The 15956-nt window shown below is 71.3% G+C and carries 13 protein-coding genes; 5 read left to right on the top strand and 8 right to left on the bottom strand.

Annotated features, from left to right (window positions below; all coding sequences use genetic code 11):
• Positions 1–11: 11 nt before the first annotated feature.
• The 6 genes from ACRAKI_RS25040 to ACRAKI_RS25015 form a co-directional block, all read right to left on the bottom strand.
• Complete coding sequence (locus ACRAKI_RS25040; protein WP_447002961.1) at positions 12–386, bottom strand: PH domain-containing protein; 375 nt, start codon at positions 384–386, stop codon at positions 12–14.
• Positions 383–649, bottom strand: a complete 267-nt coding sequence (locus tag ACRAKI_RS25035) for a hypothetical protein (protein ID WP_447002960.1) — start codon at positions 647–649, stop codon at positions 383–385. The genes ACRAKI_RS25040 and ACRAKI_RS25035 overlap by 4 nt, the downstream gene beginning before the upstream one ends.
• A gap of 337 nt (positions 650–986) precedes the next feature.
• A complete protein-coding gene (locus ACRAKI_RS25030; RefSeq protein WP_447002959.1) occupies positions 987–1979 on the bottom strand; it encodes a TIGR03842 family LLM class F420-dependent oxidoreductase in 993 nt (330 codons plus the stop codon).
• Positions 1980–1988: 9 nt separating this feature from the next.
• Positions 1989–3374 (bottom strand): dihydropyrimidinase, encoded by a 1386-nt coding sequence (gene hydA / locus ACRAKI_RS25025; RefSeq protein ID WP_447002958.1) that lies wholly within the window; start codon positions 3372–3374, stop codon positions 1989–1991.
• Complete coding sequence (locus ACRAKI_RS25020) at positions 3371–4213, bottom strand: nitrilase-related carbon-nitrogen hydrolase (RefSeq protein ID WP_447002957.1); 843 nt, start codon at positions 4211–4213, stop codon at positions 3371–3373. The genes hydA and ACRAKI_RS25020 overlap by 4 nt, the downstream gene beginning before the upstream one ends.
• On the bottom strand, positions 4210–5709 hold the full coding sequence (locus ACRAKI_RS25015) for an NCS1 family nucleobase:cation symporter-1 (protein WP_447002956.1): 1500 nt from the start codon (positions 5707–5709) through the stop codon (positions 4210–4212). Before ACRAKI_RS25015 ends, ACRAKI_RS25020 begins: the two co-directional genes overlap by 4 nt.
• Positions 5710–5940: 231 nt before the next feature.
• On the opposite strand from ACRAKI_RS25015, the gene ACRAKI_RS25010 reads away from it, so the two are divergent.
• From ACRAKI_RS25010 to ACRAKI_RS25000, 3 genes are all read left to right on the top strand, one after another.
• Entirely contained in the window at positions 5941–6930 is a 990-nt protein-coding gene (locus ACRAKI_RS25010; RefSeq protein WP_447002955.1) for a LysR substrate-binding domain-containing protein, read from the top strand.
• Between the two features lie 156 nt (positions 6931–7086).
• Entirely contained in the window at positions 7087–8514 is a 1428-nt protein-coding gene (locus ACRAKI_RS25005; RefSeq protein WP_447002954.1) for a S1 family peptidase, read from the top strand.
• 172 nt (positions 8515–8686) lie between these two features.
• On the top strand, positions 8687–9139 hold the full coding sequence (locus ACRAKI_RS25000) for a hypothetical protein (RefSeq protein ID WP_447002953.1): 453 nt from the start codon (positions 8687–8689) through the stop codon (positions 9137–9139).
• Here the strand turns inward: ACRAKI_RS25000 and ACRAKI_RS24995 are convergent.
• Positions 9136–10782 carry a PucR family transcriptional regulator gene (locus ACRAKI_RS24995; RefSeq protein WP_447002952.1) on the bottom strand — a complete coding sequence of 549 codons (1647 nt, stop codon included), beginning with the start codon at positions 10780–10782 and terminating at the stop codon, positions 9136–9138. The genes ACRAKI_RS25000 and ACRAKI_RS24995 overlap by 4 nt on opposite strands.
• A 106-nt stretch (positions 10783–10888) precedes the next feature.
• On the opposite strand from ACRAKI_RS24995, the gene ACRAKI_RS24990 reads away from it, so the two are divergent.
• Both ACRAKI_RS24990 and ACRAKI_RS24985 read left to right on the top strand, forming a co-directional pair.
• A complete protein-coding gene (locus ACRAKI_RS24990) occupies positions 10889–12163 on the top strand; it encodes an aspartate aminotransferase family protein (protein WP_447002951.1) in 1275 nt (424 codons plus the stop codon).
• Positions 12160–13686: a CoA-acylating methylmalonate-semialdehyde dehydrogenase gene (locus tag ACRAKI_RS24985; RefSeq protein WP_447002950.1), complete on the top strand. Its 1527-nt coding sequence runs from the start codon at positions 12160–12162 to the stop codon at positions 13684–13686. The genes ACRAKI_RS24990 and ACRAKI_RS24985 overlap by 4 nt, the downstream gene beginning before the upstream one ends.
• 104 nt (positions 13687–13790) lie before the next feature.
• Here ACRAKI_RS24985 and ACRAKI_RS24980 read toward each other — a convergent pair whose 3' ends face one another.
• Complete coding sequence (locus ACRAKI_RS24980; protein ID WP_447002949.1) at positions 13791–15851, bottom strand: elongation factor G-like protein EF-G2; 2061 nt, start codon at positions 15849–15851, stop codon at positions 13791–13793.
• Positions 15852–15956 lie beyond the last annotated feature (105 nt).

Genomic DNA, 15956 nt, shown 5'->3' with positions numbered 1-15956 from the left:
GAGGACGACCGTCAGAGGATGAAGGTGGCGATCATCTGGCCCAGCAGCCGCACGTCGGCGTGGCCCTTGAACTCCAGCCGCACGTGACCCAGGCCGCTGAACCACAGGTCGAGCTCGGCGTCCATGTCGAACGTGCCCGCCGTCTCGATGGAGAAGGCCTGCACCCGGCTGTACGGCAGCGACGTGAAGTCCTTCTTGCGGCCGGTCATGCCCTGGACGTTCACCGCGATCACCCGCTTGTTGGTGAACACCACGAAGTCCCGCACCGTCTTGAAGCTCGACACGAGGTGCTCGCCCTGGATCAGGATCGGCGACACCTGCGACGCGATGTCCTCGGGGCGGCACGGCGCGAGCTTGAAGACGGACTGCTTCTCGAAGTCGATCACGCCTTCGACCGTACCTCCAGATCCGCCCACCCGGCCCGGTTCCGGCCCGATTCCCGGGAGATCCCCGACCCCGTCTCCGGGTAATCCCCGAACCGCTCCGCGTGCACCCGCGCGAAGAAGTAGCACGGGCCCTCGCCCTCGGCGTCACCGACGGCCACCCGCGGATCGCGCGAAACGGCCTCGTGGAACTCCTGCCCCAGGGCGACGATGCAGCCCCGCGCGTACAGCAAGCCGTCGTCCGAGCCCTCGGTGACCTCGTGCACGTCGGCCCCGTCGATCCCGTGCCTTCCGCTCGACCACCCGGTCCAGCGCGGTCAGCTCCTCGGCGGACAACCCGGCGCACTCCTCGGCCAACGCCTCCAGCGCCCGGTCGAGGTGTTCTTCGAGCTGGGCGGCCTCCTCGAAGGCGTCCACGGACACGTCGCGCCGGGCCGAGCCCGGCCCACGCGTTCTCCGGCATCGCCCGGGAACGGGCCTCTTCGGCAGCGGTCGGAGGATCATGCGAGCGACGGTGACAACGGGGTCCGACAATCCGGGGCGGGTCGGGTCGGGCCGGGTCGGGGGGTGCGCCCGACAGCGAGGAACACCCCCCCGATCAGGTCACACCCGGCCGATCACCTCGTTGCCGTAGGACGCGAGGGTCTTGTCCTTGTCGTCGTGCATCAGGTACAGCGAGAACTGGTCCACGCCGGAGTCCCGCAGCTCCTGCAACCGGTCCACGTGCGCGGACGCCGGGCCGAGCAGGCAGAACCGGTCCACGATGGCGTCCGGCACGAAGTCCGTCGACCGGTTGCCCGCCTTGCCGTGGTGGGCGTAGTCGTAGCCCTCGCGGCCCTTGATGTACTCGGTCAGCGCCGCCGGCACCACGCCGGAGTCGCCGTACCGCGCGACCAGGTCGGCCACGTGGTTGCCGACCATCCCGCCGAACCAGCGCAGCTGGTCGCGCTGGTGCGGCAGGTCCGTGCCCACGTACGCGGGCGCGGCCACGCAGATCGTGATCGCCGAGGGGTCACGCCCGGCCGCCACCGCCGCCTCCCGCACCGACCCGATCGTCCACCGCGCGATGTCCGGGTCCGCGGTCTGCAGGATGAACCCGTCCGCCTGCTCGCCGACCAGCTTCAACGCCTTGGGACCGTACGCGGCCATCCACATCTCCAGCTTGCCGTCGCGCACCCACGGGATGCGCACCGGCGTGCCGTGGTGCTCGACCTCCCGCCCCTCCGCCAACTCCTTGATCACCGTCATCGCGCGGCCCAGGGTCGCCAGCGACGCCGGTTTCTGCCCGATCACCCGCCGCGCCGAGTCGCCCCGCCCGATCCCGCACACCGTGCGGTTGCCGAACATGTCGTTCAGCGTCGCGAACAGCGACGCCGTCACCGACCAGTCCCGCGTGCTCGGGTTGGTCACCATCGGGCCGACCACCAGCTCCCGGGTGGCGGCCAGCACCTGCGAGTAGATGACGAACGGCTCCTGCCACAGCACCACCGAGTCGAACGTCCAGCCGTACCGGAAGCCGTTGTCCTCCGCGGCTTTCATCGCGGCCACGACGTCCCGCGCGGGCGGGTCCGTCTGGAGCACCACACCGAAGTCCACTTCCGCCTCCTACACCAGGTACTGGTTCAGCTCGCGGGACAGGAACTTCCCGTGCCCGGTCGAACCGTGGAAACCGGCGTGGTCCACGACCACCCGACCGCGCGAGAGCACCGTGTCGACCTTGCCGGTGATCTCCATGCCCTCGTAGGCCGAGTAGTCGACGTTCATGTGGTGCGTGGCCGCCGAGATGACCTGGGTCGCGGACGGGTCGTACACCACGATGTCCGCGTCCGCTCCGGGGGCGAGGAGACCCTTGCGCGGGTGCAGGCCGAACATCCGGGCGGGCGTGGTGGAGCAGATCTCCACCCACCGCTCCAGGCTGATCTCACCCCTCACCACGCCCTGGTGCAGCAGGTCCATCCGGTGCTCCACGCCCGGCATCCCGTTGGGGATCTTGGAGAAGTCCCCGCGACCCAGCTCCTTCTGGTCCTTGAAGCAGAACGGGCAGTGGTCGGTCGACACCACCGAGAGGTCGTTGGTGCGCAGGCCGCGCCACAGCTCCGACTGGTGCTCCTTGGGGCGCAGCGGGGGAGAGGCGACGTACTTCGAGCCCTCGAAGTCCGGCTTCGCCAGGTCCTCCAGCGACAGGTAGAGGTACTGCGGGCACGTCTCGGCGAACACGTTCTGCCCGGTGTCGCGCGCCTTCGTCACCGCGTCCAGCGCCTGCGCGGCGGACAGGTGCACGATGTACAGCGGCGACCCGGTGACCTTCGCCAGCGTGATGGCGCGGGACGTGGCCTCGCCCTCCAGCTCGGCGGGCCTGGTCAGGCCGTGCTCGACCGGGTCGGTGCGGCCATCGGCCAGCGCCTGCGCGACGAGCTGGTCGATCGCGATGCCGTTCTCCGCGTGCATCATGATCGTCGCGCCGGTCTCCCGGGCCTTCTGCATGGCGCGCAGGATCTCGCCGTCCGTGGCGTAGAAGACGCCGGGGTAGGCCATGAACATCTTGAACGTGTTCACGCCCGCGCCGATGCAGGACTCCATCTCCTTCAACGACGTGTCGTCGACATCGGAGACGATCATGTGGAACCCGTAGTCGATCGCGCAGTTGCCGTCCGCCTTGCCGTGCCACTTGTCCAGCGTGGACAGCAGGGAGGTGCCCTTCACCTGCACGGCGAAGTCGATGATCGTGGTGGTGCCGCCCCACGCCGCCGCGATCGTGCCGGTCTCGAAGCTGTCCGCGGAGAACGTGCCGCCGAACGGCATCTCCATGTGGGTGTGCGCGTCGATGCCGCCGGGGATCACGTACTTCCCGGTGGCGTCGATCGTCTGGTCGGCCTGGAGCGGGAACCCCGGCGCCAGCAGCGCGGCGATCTTCTCGCCGTCCACCAGCACGTCCGCCGTGACGGCCCCGGTGGCGTTCACCACCGTGCCGCCCTTGATCAGGATGCTCACGGCCGCACCAGCCCTTCGTACGTGTCGGGACGGCGGTCGCGGTAGAACGCCCACAGGTTCCGGACCTCGGCCAGCAGGTCCATGTCGAGGTCCCGGACCACGATCTCCTCCTCCGTGTCGGAGGCCGCCTCGCCCACCAGCTGCCCACGGGGGTCGGCGAAGTACGACTGGCCGTAGAAGTCGTTGTCGCCCAACGGTTCAACGCCCACGCGGTTGATCGTGCCGACGTAGTACTCGTTCGCCACGGCCGCCGCCGGCTGCTCCAGCCGCCACAGGTACTCCGACAGGCCGCGGCTGGTCGCGGACGGGTTGAACACGATCTGCGCGCCGTTCAGCCCGAGCGCCCGCCAGCCCTCCGGGAAGTGCCGCTCGTAGCAGATGTAGACGCCCACCTTGCCCACGGCGGTGTCGAACACCGGGTAGCCGAGGTTGCCGGGCTTGAAGTAGAACTTCTCCCAGAACCCCTTCACCTGCGGGATGTGGTTCTTGCGGTGCTTGCCGAGGTACGTGCCGTCCGCGTCGATCACCGCCGCGGTGTTGTAGTAGATCCCCGGCTGCTCCTCCTCGTACATCGGCACGACGAGCACGACGCCGTGCTGCTCGGCCAGCTCGCACATCAGCTCGGTGGTCGGACCGTCGGGGATGCCCTCGGTGTAGGAGTAGTAGTCCGCGTCCTGCACCTGGCAGAAGTACGGCCCGTAGAACAACTCCTGGAGGCACACGACCTGCGCGCCCTGCGACGCGGCGGTGCGGACCGCCTCGACCGCGTTCGCGATCATCGACTCCTTGTCGCCGGTCCACTTCTGCTGCACGAGACCTGCGCGGATGATGGTGCTCACGCGTTCTCCCTCCGTGGCGTCAGAGCCAGGTAGACGATCATCCCGCCGACCAGGCCGACGACCCAGTTGTAGTCGTAGAGCGGTTTGAGGAACGGGATCAGCCCGTCCGCCGGGAACGGTCCGTTGTACGCGCCGCCCACGGCGAGCACCGAACCCACCAGCGTCGCGGCCACCGCGCGCGGGTTCCAGCCGGACGTGAACCAGTAGCGCCCGCCGGTCACGTACAGGTCGGACAGGTCCAGCGCGGTGCGCGACCGGATCCAGTACCCGCCGACCAGGACGCCGGCGACCGACGCGAGCAGCCCGCCGTAGAAGCCGAGCCACGCGAAGATGTAGATGTTCGGGTCGGTGATCAGCCGCCACGGCATGATCACGATGCCGATCACGCCGGTGATCAGCCCGCCGACCCGGAAGCTGATCAGCTTCGGCAGCGCGTTGGAGAAGTCGTAGGACGGGCTCACCACGTTGGCGGCGAGGTTCGTCGAGATCGTCGCCAGGATGACCATCACCAGCCCGATGACCACCGCGACCGGGCTCTCGAACTTGGCGGTCAGCGCGACCGGGTCCCAGATGGCCTCCCCGTAGAGCACGACCGTGCCGGACGTCGTCACCACCGACAGCAGCGCGATGAACGACATCGTGGTCGGCAGCCCCAGCACCTGCCCGAGCACCTGCTTGCGCTGGCTGCCGCCGAACCGGGTGAAGTCGGGCATGTTCAGCGACAGCGTCGCCCAGAACGCGATCATGCCCATCAGCGACGGCACGAACACCTTCCAGAAGTCCACGCCCCAGCCCAGCTTCGACGGCTCCGCCAGGATCGGGCCCAGGCCGCCCGCCTTGATCAGCACCCACCCCGTCAACGCCATCAGCCCCAGCGCCACCAGCGGCGCGGCCCAGTTCTCCAGCACCCGCACCGCGTCCATGCCGCGCCAGATGATCGCCATCTGGAGCAGCCAGAACGCGAAGAAGCTGAACCACAGCGTCCACGGCTGGCCCGCGACGGCAAGCGCGCCGCTCCACCCCGGGCCGGCCAGCTTGCCGACGATGCCGTGGATGGCCTGGCCGCCGACCCACGTCTGGATGCCGAACCAGCCGCACGCCACGAACGCCCGCAGCAACGCCGCCAGGTTCGCGCCGCGCACGCCGTAGAACGCGCGGGCGAACACCGGGAACGGGATGCCGTACTTCGTGCCGGCGTGGCTGTTGAGCAGCATCGGCCCCAGCACGATGATGTTGCCCAGGGTGATCGTCAGGAACGCCTGCAACCAGTTCATCCCGATCGCGACGAGCCCGGCGGCGAGCAGGTAGCTGGGGATGTTCGTGGCCATGCCGACCCACAGCGCGAAGAAGTTGTACGTGGTCCACGTACGCCGCTCCAACGGCACCGGCGCCAGTTCCGGGTTGTAGTGCGGGCTGCCCGCGATCGCCGAATGATCGCGGAGCTCGACGCGGCCGTCGGAGGCGGCTGTGACCTGCGTTGCGGGGTCAAGGGCCATCGGTCACTTCCCTGTTACGCTCGTGAAACACCCTTCGTGCGGGCGCTTCGGCGCGATTCCATCCCGGCATCCTCCGGTCGGCCCGCGTGCGTCGGCAGTGGCAAAGTGTCCACGCTTGCCATGATCAGGGCACACTCTGTCCATTGCCACTCCGGCCGCTGGTCCGGTGCGTCCCGGGCACCTCCGGTCGGCCCTCGACTCACCGTTCACCGTTGGCCTACCGTCCCTCGGATGAAGCTCGAACTGCGGCACCTGCGGGTCGTCTGCGCGATCGCGGACTCGGGCAGCCTGTCCAAGGCGTCCTCGCTGCTCGGCCTGGCGCAACCCGCCCTGACCGCCCAGCTGCACCGGATCGAAGCCCTCCTCGGCGGCAAGCTCTTCGAGCGGGACCACAAGGGCGCCCGGACGACCGCGCTGGGCGAGTTGGTGCTCGAACGCGCCCGCGTCCTGCTGCCCGCGTTCTCCCGTCTGCAGGAGGACGCGATGCGCTTGGTGGACGACGACGTGCCCGGCGACCGGTACCGGGTCGGCGCGGTGAACGGGCCGATGCTGGGCGGCCTGGTGCACCGGCTGACCGAGGCGCACCCCGGCTCGCACGTCTCGACGCAGGTGTCCTGGTCCGGTGACGAGCTCGCCGGGATGGTCGCCGCCGGACGGCTCGACTACGTGCTCGTGGGCGTGTGCGGGGACGCGCCGCCGCCGTCCGAGCACGGGCTGACGTGGAGCGTGATCGCGATCGACCCGGTGTTCGTGCTGGTGCCGGACGACCACCCGTTCACGCGGCTGGAGGAGGTCGAGCTGGGGGAGTTGAAGGACATGCAGTGGGCGGTGACGCCGGGTGACGGGTGCTTCGGCGACTGCTTCGTGGCCGCGTGCAGCCGAGCCGGCTTCACCCCGCGCACGATGTACGAGGTGGACACGAACAGCTGCATCGACCTCGCCGCGTCCGGTGACGCGGTGGCGCTGTGCCAGCCGACGTTCCGCCGCACCCCCGGCCTGGTCGCGATGCCGCTCGCGGGCGCGCCGCTGCGGTGGCGGCACCTCATCGGCTGGAACCCCGAAAGCCCGGCCGCCGCCTTCGGGCCGCAGGTGCTCCGGTACGCCGCCGACGCCTACCGCGACACCGCCGAGCGCAACCCGCGCTACACGGCCTGGCTGCCGGCGCACCCGGAGTACGGCGCGACGGCCTTCCACCCGTCATCCGACCGCGCCACTGTCTGACCGGACCGCGCGCCGGCCGCGTCACGGTCCGACCCGGGGCACGGGCCGGCCGCGCGGCCATCACCGCGTCTTATGACCCAACCGGTATTACCGCGGGCGGACCGGCGGACCTAGTTTCACGGGGAATCCCTGCACTCCCTTCGAGGAGAAACCCCCATGTCAGCACTCTTCAGACCGCTCGCGCTCGTCGCGGCGCTGGTCGCGGCCGGCACCCTGTCGCCCACCGCCCAGGCCGCGCCCGCCGACCAGAACGCCGAGATCCTCTCCACGATCCAACGCGACCTCGGGCTGGACGTCGACCAGGCGCGGGCCCGCCTCGCCGCCGACGCGCGATCCGCCGAGACGGCGCGGACCCTGCGCAAGCGGCTGGACACCCGGTTCGGCGGCGCGTGGATCGATTCGTCAGGCGCCCTCACCATCGGCGTCACCCAACCCTCCGAAGTGGACCATGACGTGCGCACGAAGCTCGTCCAGCGCAGCGAGAAGGACCTCGACGCGGTGAAGGCGGCGTTGGACGCCAACGCGGCCAAGGCGCCGCGGTCCGTCCCCGGCTGGTACGTCGACCTGCCGACCAACACCGTGGTCGTGAAGGCGCACCCCGGCAACGTCGCCGCCGCACGCGGGTTCGTCGCGTCCTCCGGCGTGGCCGCCTCCGCCGTCCGGTACTTCGTCACCACCGAAGAGCCCCGCCCGCTGATCGACGTGGTCGGCGGCAACGCCTACACCATCGGCAGCGGCACGCGGTGCTCCGTCGGCTTCTCCGTCACCGGCGGCTTCGTCACCGCCGGGCACTGCGGCGCGACCGGCGCGTCGACGGCCAACCCGAGCGGCACGTTCCGCGGGTCCAGCTTCCCCGGCAACGACTACGCGTGGGTCCAGGTCGCGGCGGGCAACACCCCGCGCGGGCTGGTCAACAACTACTCCGGCGGCACGGTATCGGTCGCCGGCTCGCAGGACGCGCCGGTCGGCTCGACCGTGTGCCGCTCCGGCTCCACCACCGGCTGGCACTGCGGCACGATCCAGGCGCGCAACTCGTCGGTGACGTACCCGCAGGGCACGGTGTCCGGGCTGATCCAGACCACGGTGTGCGCGGAGCCCGGCGACTCGGGCGGCTCCCTGCTCGCGGGCACCCAGGCGCAGGGCGTGACGTCCGGCGGATCCGGCAACTGCCGCACCGGCGGCACCACGTACTTCCAGCCGGTCAACGAGATCCTCCAGACGTACGGCCTCACGCTGGTCACCGGCGGTGGCGGCGACCCGAACCCGCCGACCGGCTGCCAGAGCTCCGAGACCACGTACCGCGGCTCCCTGGCCGCCGGCGGGCAGGCGTACCAGCCGGACAACAGCTACTACCGGTCCACGGTGTCCGGAGCGCACGTCGGCTGCCTGGTCGGGCCGGGCGGTGGCGACTTCGACCTGTACCTCCAGAAGTGGAACGGCAGCTCGTGGGTCGTCGTGGCGAAGGGCGACACCCCGGCCGCGAACGAAGCGGTGACCTACAACGGCACCGCCGGCTACTACCGCTACCGGGTGCACGCGTACAGCGGGTCCGGCAGCTACGCGCTCGGGGTCACGAACCCCTAGCACCGGGGGGAGGAACCGTCGCGGGTCCGTGTCGCGTCTCCCACGACACGGGCCCGCGCGGTCTCACGGATCGTGCTCGCGCAGATCACCTGATCGAGCGGCTACGGAAGAGCGCGGGAACGGTCGATGCCATAGGGGTCACTTGCAGGTCCCCAACCAGGTTAGGAAAACCGTGTCCGGAAACCGCACGCGCGGACTTCTGCGTGCCGCTGCCCTGCTCGCCGTCGGCGCTTCTCCGCTGCTCGCGTCCACCGCGTCCGCCGCCGAGGCCCCCACCGACACCCTGGACAGCACGATCGACCAGGCGCCCAAGGTCGGCAGCGTGGTCACCACGCCCGTCACCGACCTGCTCAGCGGTCGGGCCCTGAAGCTGCCCGCCCCGGTGGCGTCCGGCTCGCCGGAGGTCCACGTGCCGAAGGTGCGGTCCGCGCCCCAGGTCCCGGCCGTGCCGAGCGTCCCGCAGGTCGGCCTGCCGCTGGTGGGCGACACCCTCCCGCCGCAGGGCCGTGCGCTGCCGCCGGTGCCGGCCCTCCCGCTGCCGGCGCCGCCCGTCGCGGCCCCGCAGCTGCCGGACCTCGCGCCCGACCTGGGCGCGCTGCCGGTGCAGGCACCGAGGATCGGCTAGGTCGACGTGGGCGGGCGGGGCCGTTGAGGGTCCCGCTCGCCCATCTCCTGCACCAGCAACGCCACGTACAGCGAGAGCACCGACTCCGGGTCCTCCAAGGACACCCCGAGCACCTGCTCGATCCGGCTCAACTGCTGGTAGTAGGCGGTCCGCGAGAGGTGCGCGGCGGCCGCGGCGGCGGATTTGTTGCCGCCGTGCTCGCAGAAGCAGCGCAGCAGCTCCACCAGCCGGGTGCCCTGGGCGCCGTCCCGCGACAGCAGCGCTCCCAGCTCACGGTCCGCGAACGCCAGCACCCGCTCGTCCTCGCGCAGCAGGTGCAGCAGCCCGCGCAGCCGCACGTCGTCCAGCCGGTGGTAGAGCCGCGTCCCCGGTGACCGCAGGGCCGCGCCCGCCACGTGGGCCGCCTCGGCCAACGACCGCCGCACGTCCGGCAGCGCGGTCACGGTCGTGCCGACGGCCACCACCACGGGCAGCGCGTGCTGCGTCGCGGCCGCCCTCCGGTGCACCTCCCGCGCCAGCCGCCGCAGCACACCGTCCAACCCGCCCTGCGGCGGCAGCGACAGCAACGCCCGCACGCTCGTGTCGTCCACGACGCCGACGAGCGCGGGCACCGTCACCCGCCGGGCCGCCAACGCCGTCGCCTCGGCGAGGTCGCGCAGCACCTCCTGCGAGGCCAACGCCTGCGCGGGCGCGGTCGCCGTGCCGGGCCGGATCGCCACCCCGACGAGCTGCCGCCGTTCCAGCGGCACCCCCAGCGCCGCAGCCCGCGTCGGCAGGTCGTGCGGCGGCTGCCCGAGCAGCTCGGTGAGCAGCGTCCGGTGGGTCTGCCGCTCCAGCGACTCCCGGTCCCGCGCCACCAGCCGGTGCACGGCCAGCGCCGACGCCGCCCGTTCGGCCACCACGACGTGCCGGTGCGGCGGCGCGTCCGGGCTGAGCAGCACCAGCCGGCCCCAGTCCGCGCCCCGCGCGCCCACCACCGTGACCAGCCACCCGGCCTGCTCGTGGTACGCCGTCCGCTCCGACACGGCCACCGCCCGGGACCGCTGGCCCCAGTCCGCCAGCAGTGCGGTCGGGTCCTGACCGGCCGCGTCGTACGCCAGCACCTCGTGCCCCAAGGTCTCCAGCACGACCGGCAGCCCGGCGGTCCGCGCCACCTCGCGCAGCACTTCGGCCGGTTCGGCGCCGGCCACGGTCAGCGCAGTGAACGTCTCGTGCACCTGCTCGGCCGCCCGCAGCTCGGCCAGTTGCGCGTCCACGATCAGCGACACCACGGCTTCGGTCACGGACACGAACCGGGTCTCCTCGGCCAACGTGACCAGCGGCAGCTCGTGCTGCTCGGCGGCGGCCACCAGCGCGCCCGGCACCTCGTCGCTCCACCGCCGCACCAGCTCCACCACCAGCCCGGACGCGCCCACGGACGCCAGGTCCGAGACGTATCTCCGCAACCCCTCCGGGTCGTCGGGCAACGCGATCCCGGTGGTCAGCACCAGCTCGCCGCCGCGCAGCAGGTGGGCGATGTCCGCGACCTCGGCGACGTGCACCCAGCGCACCCGCTTCCCCATGCCGGCCGCCCCCGCGACCACGGCGGGCTTCCCGCGCCGGACCACGGGCAGTGCGAGCGCTTCGGCGACCGTCGGGTACACGGACACAACGTAATGCCGATCCCCGGAAAGCGGTACAGGTTGTCCATGGCGGGCGTCACCTGGGCCGACCAGACTCCTGGGCACGGACCTACGACCGGAGGACGCGATGGACCACGAGGAGTTGCTGGCCCGGCACCGCGCCGTGATGCCCGACTGGATGGCCCTCTACTACGACCGTCCGATCGAGCTGGCGAGCGCGAGCGGACGTCGGGTCACGGACCGGGAAGGCCGCACCTACCTGGACTTCTTCGCCGGCATCCTGACCAACGCGGTCGGCTACGACGTGGCCGAGATCTCCGACGCGGTCCGGTCCCAGCTCGACACCGGCGTGCTGCACAGCTCCACGCTCTACCTGATCAGGTCGCAGGTCGAGCTGGCCGAGAAGATCGCCGAGCTGTCCGGCATCCCGGACGCCAAGGTGTTCTTCACCAACTCCGGTACCGAGGCCAATGAGACGGCGCTCATGCTGGCCACCCAGTTCCGCCGCAGCGACCAGGTCCTCGCCCTGCGCAACTCCTACCACGGCCGCGCGTTCGCCACCGTCGCGATCACCGGCAACCGGGGCTGGTCGGCGTCCTCGCTGAGCCCTGTGAAGGTCAGCTGGGTGCACGGCGGCTACCGGTTCCGCAGCCCGTTCAAGGACCTGTCGGACGCCGACTACGTCAAGGCGTGCGTGGCGGACCTGCGCGAGGTGATCGAGACGACGACCGCCGGCGACGTGGCGTGCATGGTCGCCGAGCCGATCCAGGGCGTCGGCGGGTTCTCGTCACCGCCGGACGGGCTGTTCGCCGCGTTCAAGGAGGTGCTGGACGAGTACGGCATCCTGTTCGTCTCGGACGAGGTGCAGACCGGCTGGGGCCGCACCGGCGAGCACTTCTGGGGCATCCAAGCGCACGGCGTGACGCCGGACGCGATGACGTTCGCGAAGGGCCTGGGCAACGGGCTGGCCATCGGCGGCGTGGTCGCGCGCGGTGACCTGATGGACTGCCTCAAGGCCAACTCGCTGTCCACGTTCGGTGGCAACCCGATCTCCACGGCGGGCGCGCTGGCCACGCTGGACTACCTGCTCGACCACGACCTCCAGGCCAACGCGGCCAAGCTCGGAGACCGGCTGATCGGCGGGTTGAAGTCCATCGCGGCGGACCGGCCGGCGGTGGGCGACGTGCGCGGCAAGGGGCTGATGGTGGGGGTCGAGCTGGTCGGGCCGGGTGGTGAGCCGGCCCCGGCGAAGGCGGTCGCGGTGCTGGAGGGCGCGCGGGAACGTGGTCTGCTGGTCGGCAAGGGCGGCCTCTACGGGAACGTCATCCGGCTCGCGCCGCCGATGACGGTGACCGAGGACGAGGTCGAAGAGGCGTTGGGCATCTTGGAGGACGTGCTGTGAGCACCGGGCGGATCAGGCACTGGATCGGCGGCAAGCCGTGGGACACCGTCGGCGGAGTCGACGATCGGAACGACGACAGCGCGCGCTCCGGTGACGTGTACGACCCGGCGACCGGTCAGGTGGCGTCGCGGGTCGACTTCGCCGACGTGCCCACTGTGGACGCGGCGGTGGCGACCGCGCACGAGGCGTTCACCTCGTGGCGCAACGCTTCGCTGGCACAGCGGTCCACCGTGATGTTCGCGTTCCGCGAGCTGCTGAACGCCCGCAAGGGCGAGCTGACCGCGATCGTCACCGCGGAGCACGGCAAGGTGCTGTCCGACGCGGCGGGCGAGGTGCAGCGCGCGCTGGAAGCCGTGGAGTTCGCGTGCGGCATCCCGCACCTGCTCAAGGGCGGGTTCAGCGAGAACGCGTCCACCAGGGTCGACGTGTACTCGATCCAGCAGCCGCTGGGCGTGGTCGCCGTGATCTCGCCGTTCAACTTCCCCGCGATGGTGCCGCTGTGGTTCGTGCCGAACGCGATCGCGTGCGGCAACGCCGTGGTGCTCAAGCCGTCGGAGAAGGACCCGTCGGCGGCGAACTTCATCGCGGAGCTGTTCGCGGAGGCGGGGTTGCCGGACGGCGTGCTGAACGTCGTGCACGGCGACAAGGTGGCGGTGGACCGGATCTTGGAGCACCCCGACGTCAAGGCGGTGTCGTTCGTGGGGTCGACACCGATCGCGCGGTACGTCTACGAGACCGGCACCCGGCACGGCAAGCGCGTGCAGGCGTTGGGCGGGGCGAAGAACCACATGGTGGTGCTGCCGGACGCGGACCTGGACCTGGCGGCGGACGCGGCGGTGTCGGCCGGGTTCGGCTCGGCGGGGGAGCGGTGCATGGCCATCTCGGTCGTGGTCGCGGTGGACCCGGTCGGCGACGAGCTGGTGTCCAAGGTCGCGGACCGGATCGCCGCGCTGCACGTCGGCGACGGTCGTCGTCCCGGCTGCGAGATGGGGCCGCTGGTGACGGGCGCGCACCGCGACCGGGTGGTGTCGTACGTGGACGCCGGTGTGTCGGAGGGCGCGTCGCTGGTGGTGGACGGCCGGTCGCACGAGATCGACGGCGACACCGGGGGGTTCTGGCTCGGGCCGACGCTGTTCGACCACGTCGGCGCGGACATGTCGATCTACCGGGACGAGATCTTCGGGCCGGTGCTGTCGGTGCTGCGGGTGCCGACCTACGACGACGCGCTGGACGTGGTCAACGCCAACCAGTACGGCAACGGCACCGCGATCTTCACCAACGACGGCGGAGCGGCGCGGCGGTTCCAGAACGAGGTCGAGGTCGGCATGGTGGGCGTGAACGTGCCCATCCCGGTGCCGGTGGCGTACTACTCGTTCGGCGGGTGGAAGGACTCGCTGTTCGGCGACTCGCACGCGTACGGCCCGGAGGGCGTGCACTTCTTCACCCGCACGAAGGTCGTCACGAGCCGGTGGCTGGACCCGTCCCACGGCGGGGTCAACCTCGGCTTCCCCCGGAACACCTGAGCACGCCGGAACACCTGAGCACCCAGCACGACTTGAGCACTCGGAACGCGTGGGCGAGGACCGGGCCGGTGGCGTTCGCCGGCCCGGTTCCGTCCCCGCGACCGCTACTTCGCCTGGGCCGCCAACGCCTGGGGCAGCGGGTCGTACCGGCTGAACCGGCGCGTGTACCTGCCGGTGCCCGAGGTGAGCGAACGCAGCTCCACCGCGTACCGGAGCAGTTCCGTCTCGGGCACCTCGGCGCGGATCACCGTGTAGCCGGGGCTCTCCGCCTCGGTGCCGAGCACCCGCCCGCGCCGGCTGGACAGGTCGCCGAGCACGGTGCCGAGGTGGTCGTCCGGCAGTCGCACGGTCACCGCGTCCACCGGTTCCAGCAGCGCGGTCCTGCCGTTCGCGGCGGCGTCCTTCAGCGCCAGCGACCCGGCGGTCTGGAACGCGGCGTCCGACGAGTCGACCGAGTGCGCCTTGCCGTCGACCAGCGTCACCCGGATGTCCACCACGGGGTGCCCGCCCAGCAGGCCGCGTTCGAGCTGCGCCCGCACGCCCTTCTCCACGCTCGGGATGAACTGGTGGGGCACCGCGCCGCCGACGACCTTGTCCACGAACTCGAAGCCGGACCCGCGCGGCAGGGGGTCGACGACGATGTCGCACACCGCGTACTGGCCGTGCCCGCCGGACTGCTTCACGTGCCGCCCGTGGCCCTTGGCCTGGCTCGCGAACGTCTCGCGCAACGCCACCCGCACCGGTTCCGTGTCGACCTCCGCCCCACCCGCGCGCAGCCGGGCCAGCACGACGTCCGCGTGCGCCTCGCCCATGCACCACAGCACCAGCTGGTGGGTCTCGGAGTTGCGTTCCAGCCGCAGCGTCGGATCGCCGGCGACCAGCTTGCCCAGGTTGCGGGCCAGGTTGTCCTCGTCGCTGCGGCTGCGCGGCACGACCGCGACCGGCAGCAGGGGTTCGGGCATCTCCCACGGCGCCATCAGCAGCGGCTTCTCCGGCGCGGACACCGTGTCGCCGGTCTCGGCGGAACCGAGCTTGGTCAACGCGCACACGTCGCCGGCCACGCAGTAGGGCACCTCGCGCAGGCTCGCGCCCAGCGGCGAGTAGACGTGCGCGACCCGTTCGTCCACGTCGTGGTCCTCGTGACCCCGGTCGGCCATGCCGTGGCCCGACACGTGCACCGGGCGTTCGGGGCGCAGCGTCCCGGAGAACACGCGGACCAGCGAGACACGGCCCACGTACGAGTCGACGGAGGTGCGCACGACCTCCGCCACCAGCGGTCCGTCGGGGTCGGCCTCGATGCGCGGCTGCGGGATGCCGTCCACGGTGGTCACGTCCGGCAGCGGGTGTTCCAGGGGAGAGGGGAACGCGCGGGCGATGCCGTCGAGCAGCTCGGGCAGGCCGAGGCCGGTCAGCGCGCACACCGGCATGACCGGGTGGAACGAGCCGCGCGCGACCGCCGTCTCCAGGTCCGCGACGAGCGTCGCCTGGTCGACGTCCTCTCCGCCGAGGTAGCGGTCCATGAGGGTCTCGTCCTCGCTCTCCGCGATGATCCCCTCGATGAGCGTGTTGCGGTCCTCCTCGTAGCGGGGGTCGTCGGTGATGAGCAGGTTGACCAGGCCGCCATCGTCGCCGGGGAGGTACAGCGGGACGACGCCGGCGCCGAAAGCCGCCTGGCAGGACGCGATCTCGGTGGTCACGTCCGCGCGCTGGTGGTCGGTGCGGGCGACCACGACCGCGCGCGGCATGCCGACCGTCGCGCACTCCTCCCACAGCGTGATCGTGGCCGCGTCCACCCCTTCCGCCGCGCTGACCACGAACAGCGCCGCGTCCGCCGCGCGCAGTCCGGCCCGCAACTCGCCGACGAAGTCCGCGTAGCCGGGGGTGTCGATCAGGTTGATCTTGATGTCGCCGTGCCGGATCGGCGCCACCGCGAGCCCGACCGACCGCTGCTGGCGGACCGCGGCGGGGTCGTGGTCGCACACGGTGTTGCCTTCGGTGACCGATCCGGCCCGGGTGAGCACGCCGGTGCCGGCGAGCAGGGCCTCGGCGAGCGTCGTCTTGCCGGAGCCGGACGGGCCGACCAGCACGACGTTGCGGACCTTGGCCGGATCGTCCACAGCGACCGCGCCTGCCGAGTTGCCGTTGTCGGAGTGTTTGTTGCCCATGGGACCCACACCTCCACAAGTGATTAGTGTCCGATCTCACACCCGTGCGGCGCGGGGGACAACCCCAAGCGGTCAGACCCAACCCGGCAGGAGGAACGCGGACGG

The organism is Saccharothrix isguenensis (assembly GCF_052936305.1).
Note: the sequence above shows the minus strand (reverse complement) of the source record. Positions and strands in the feature narration are given on the sequence as shown.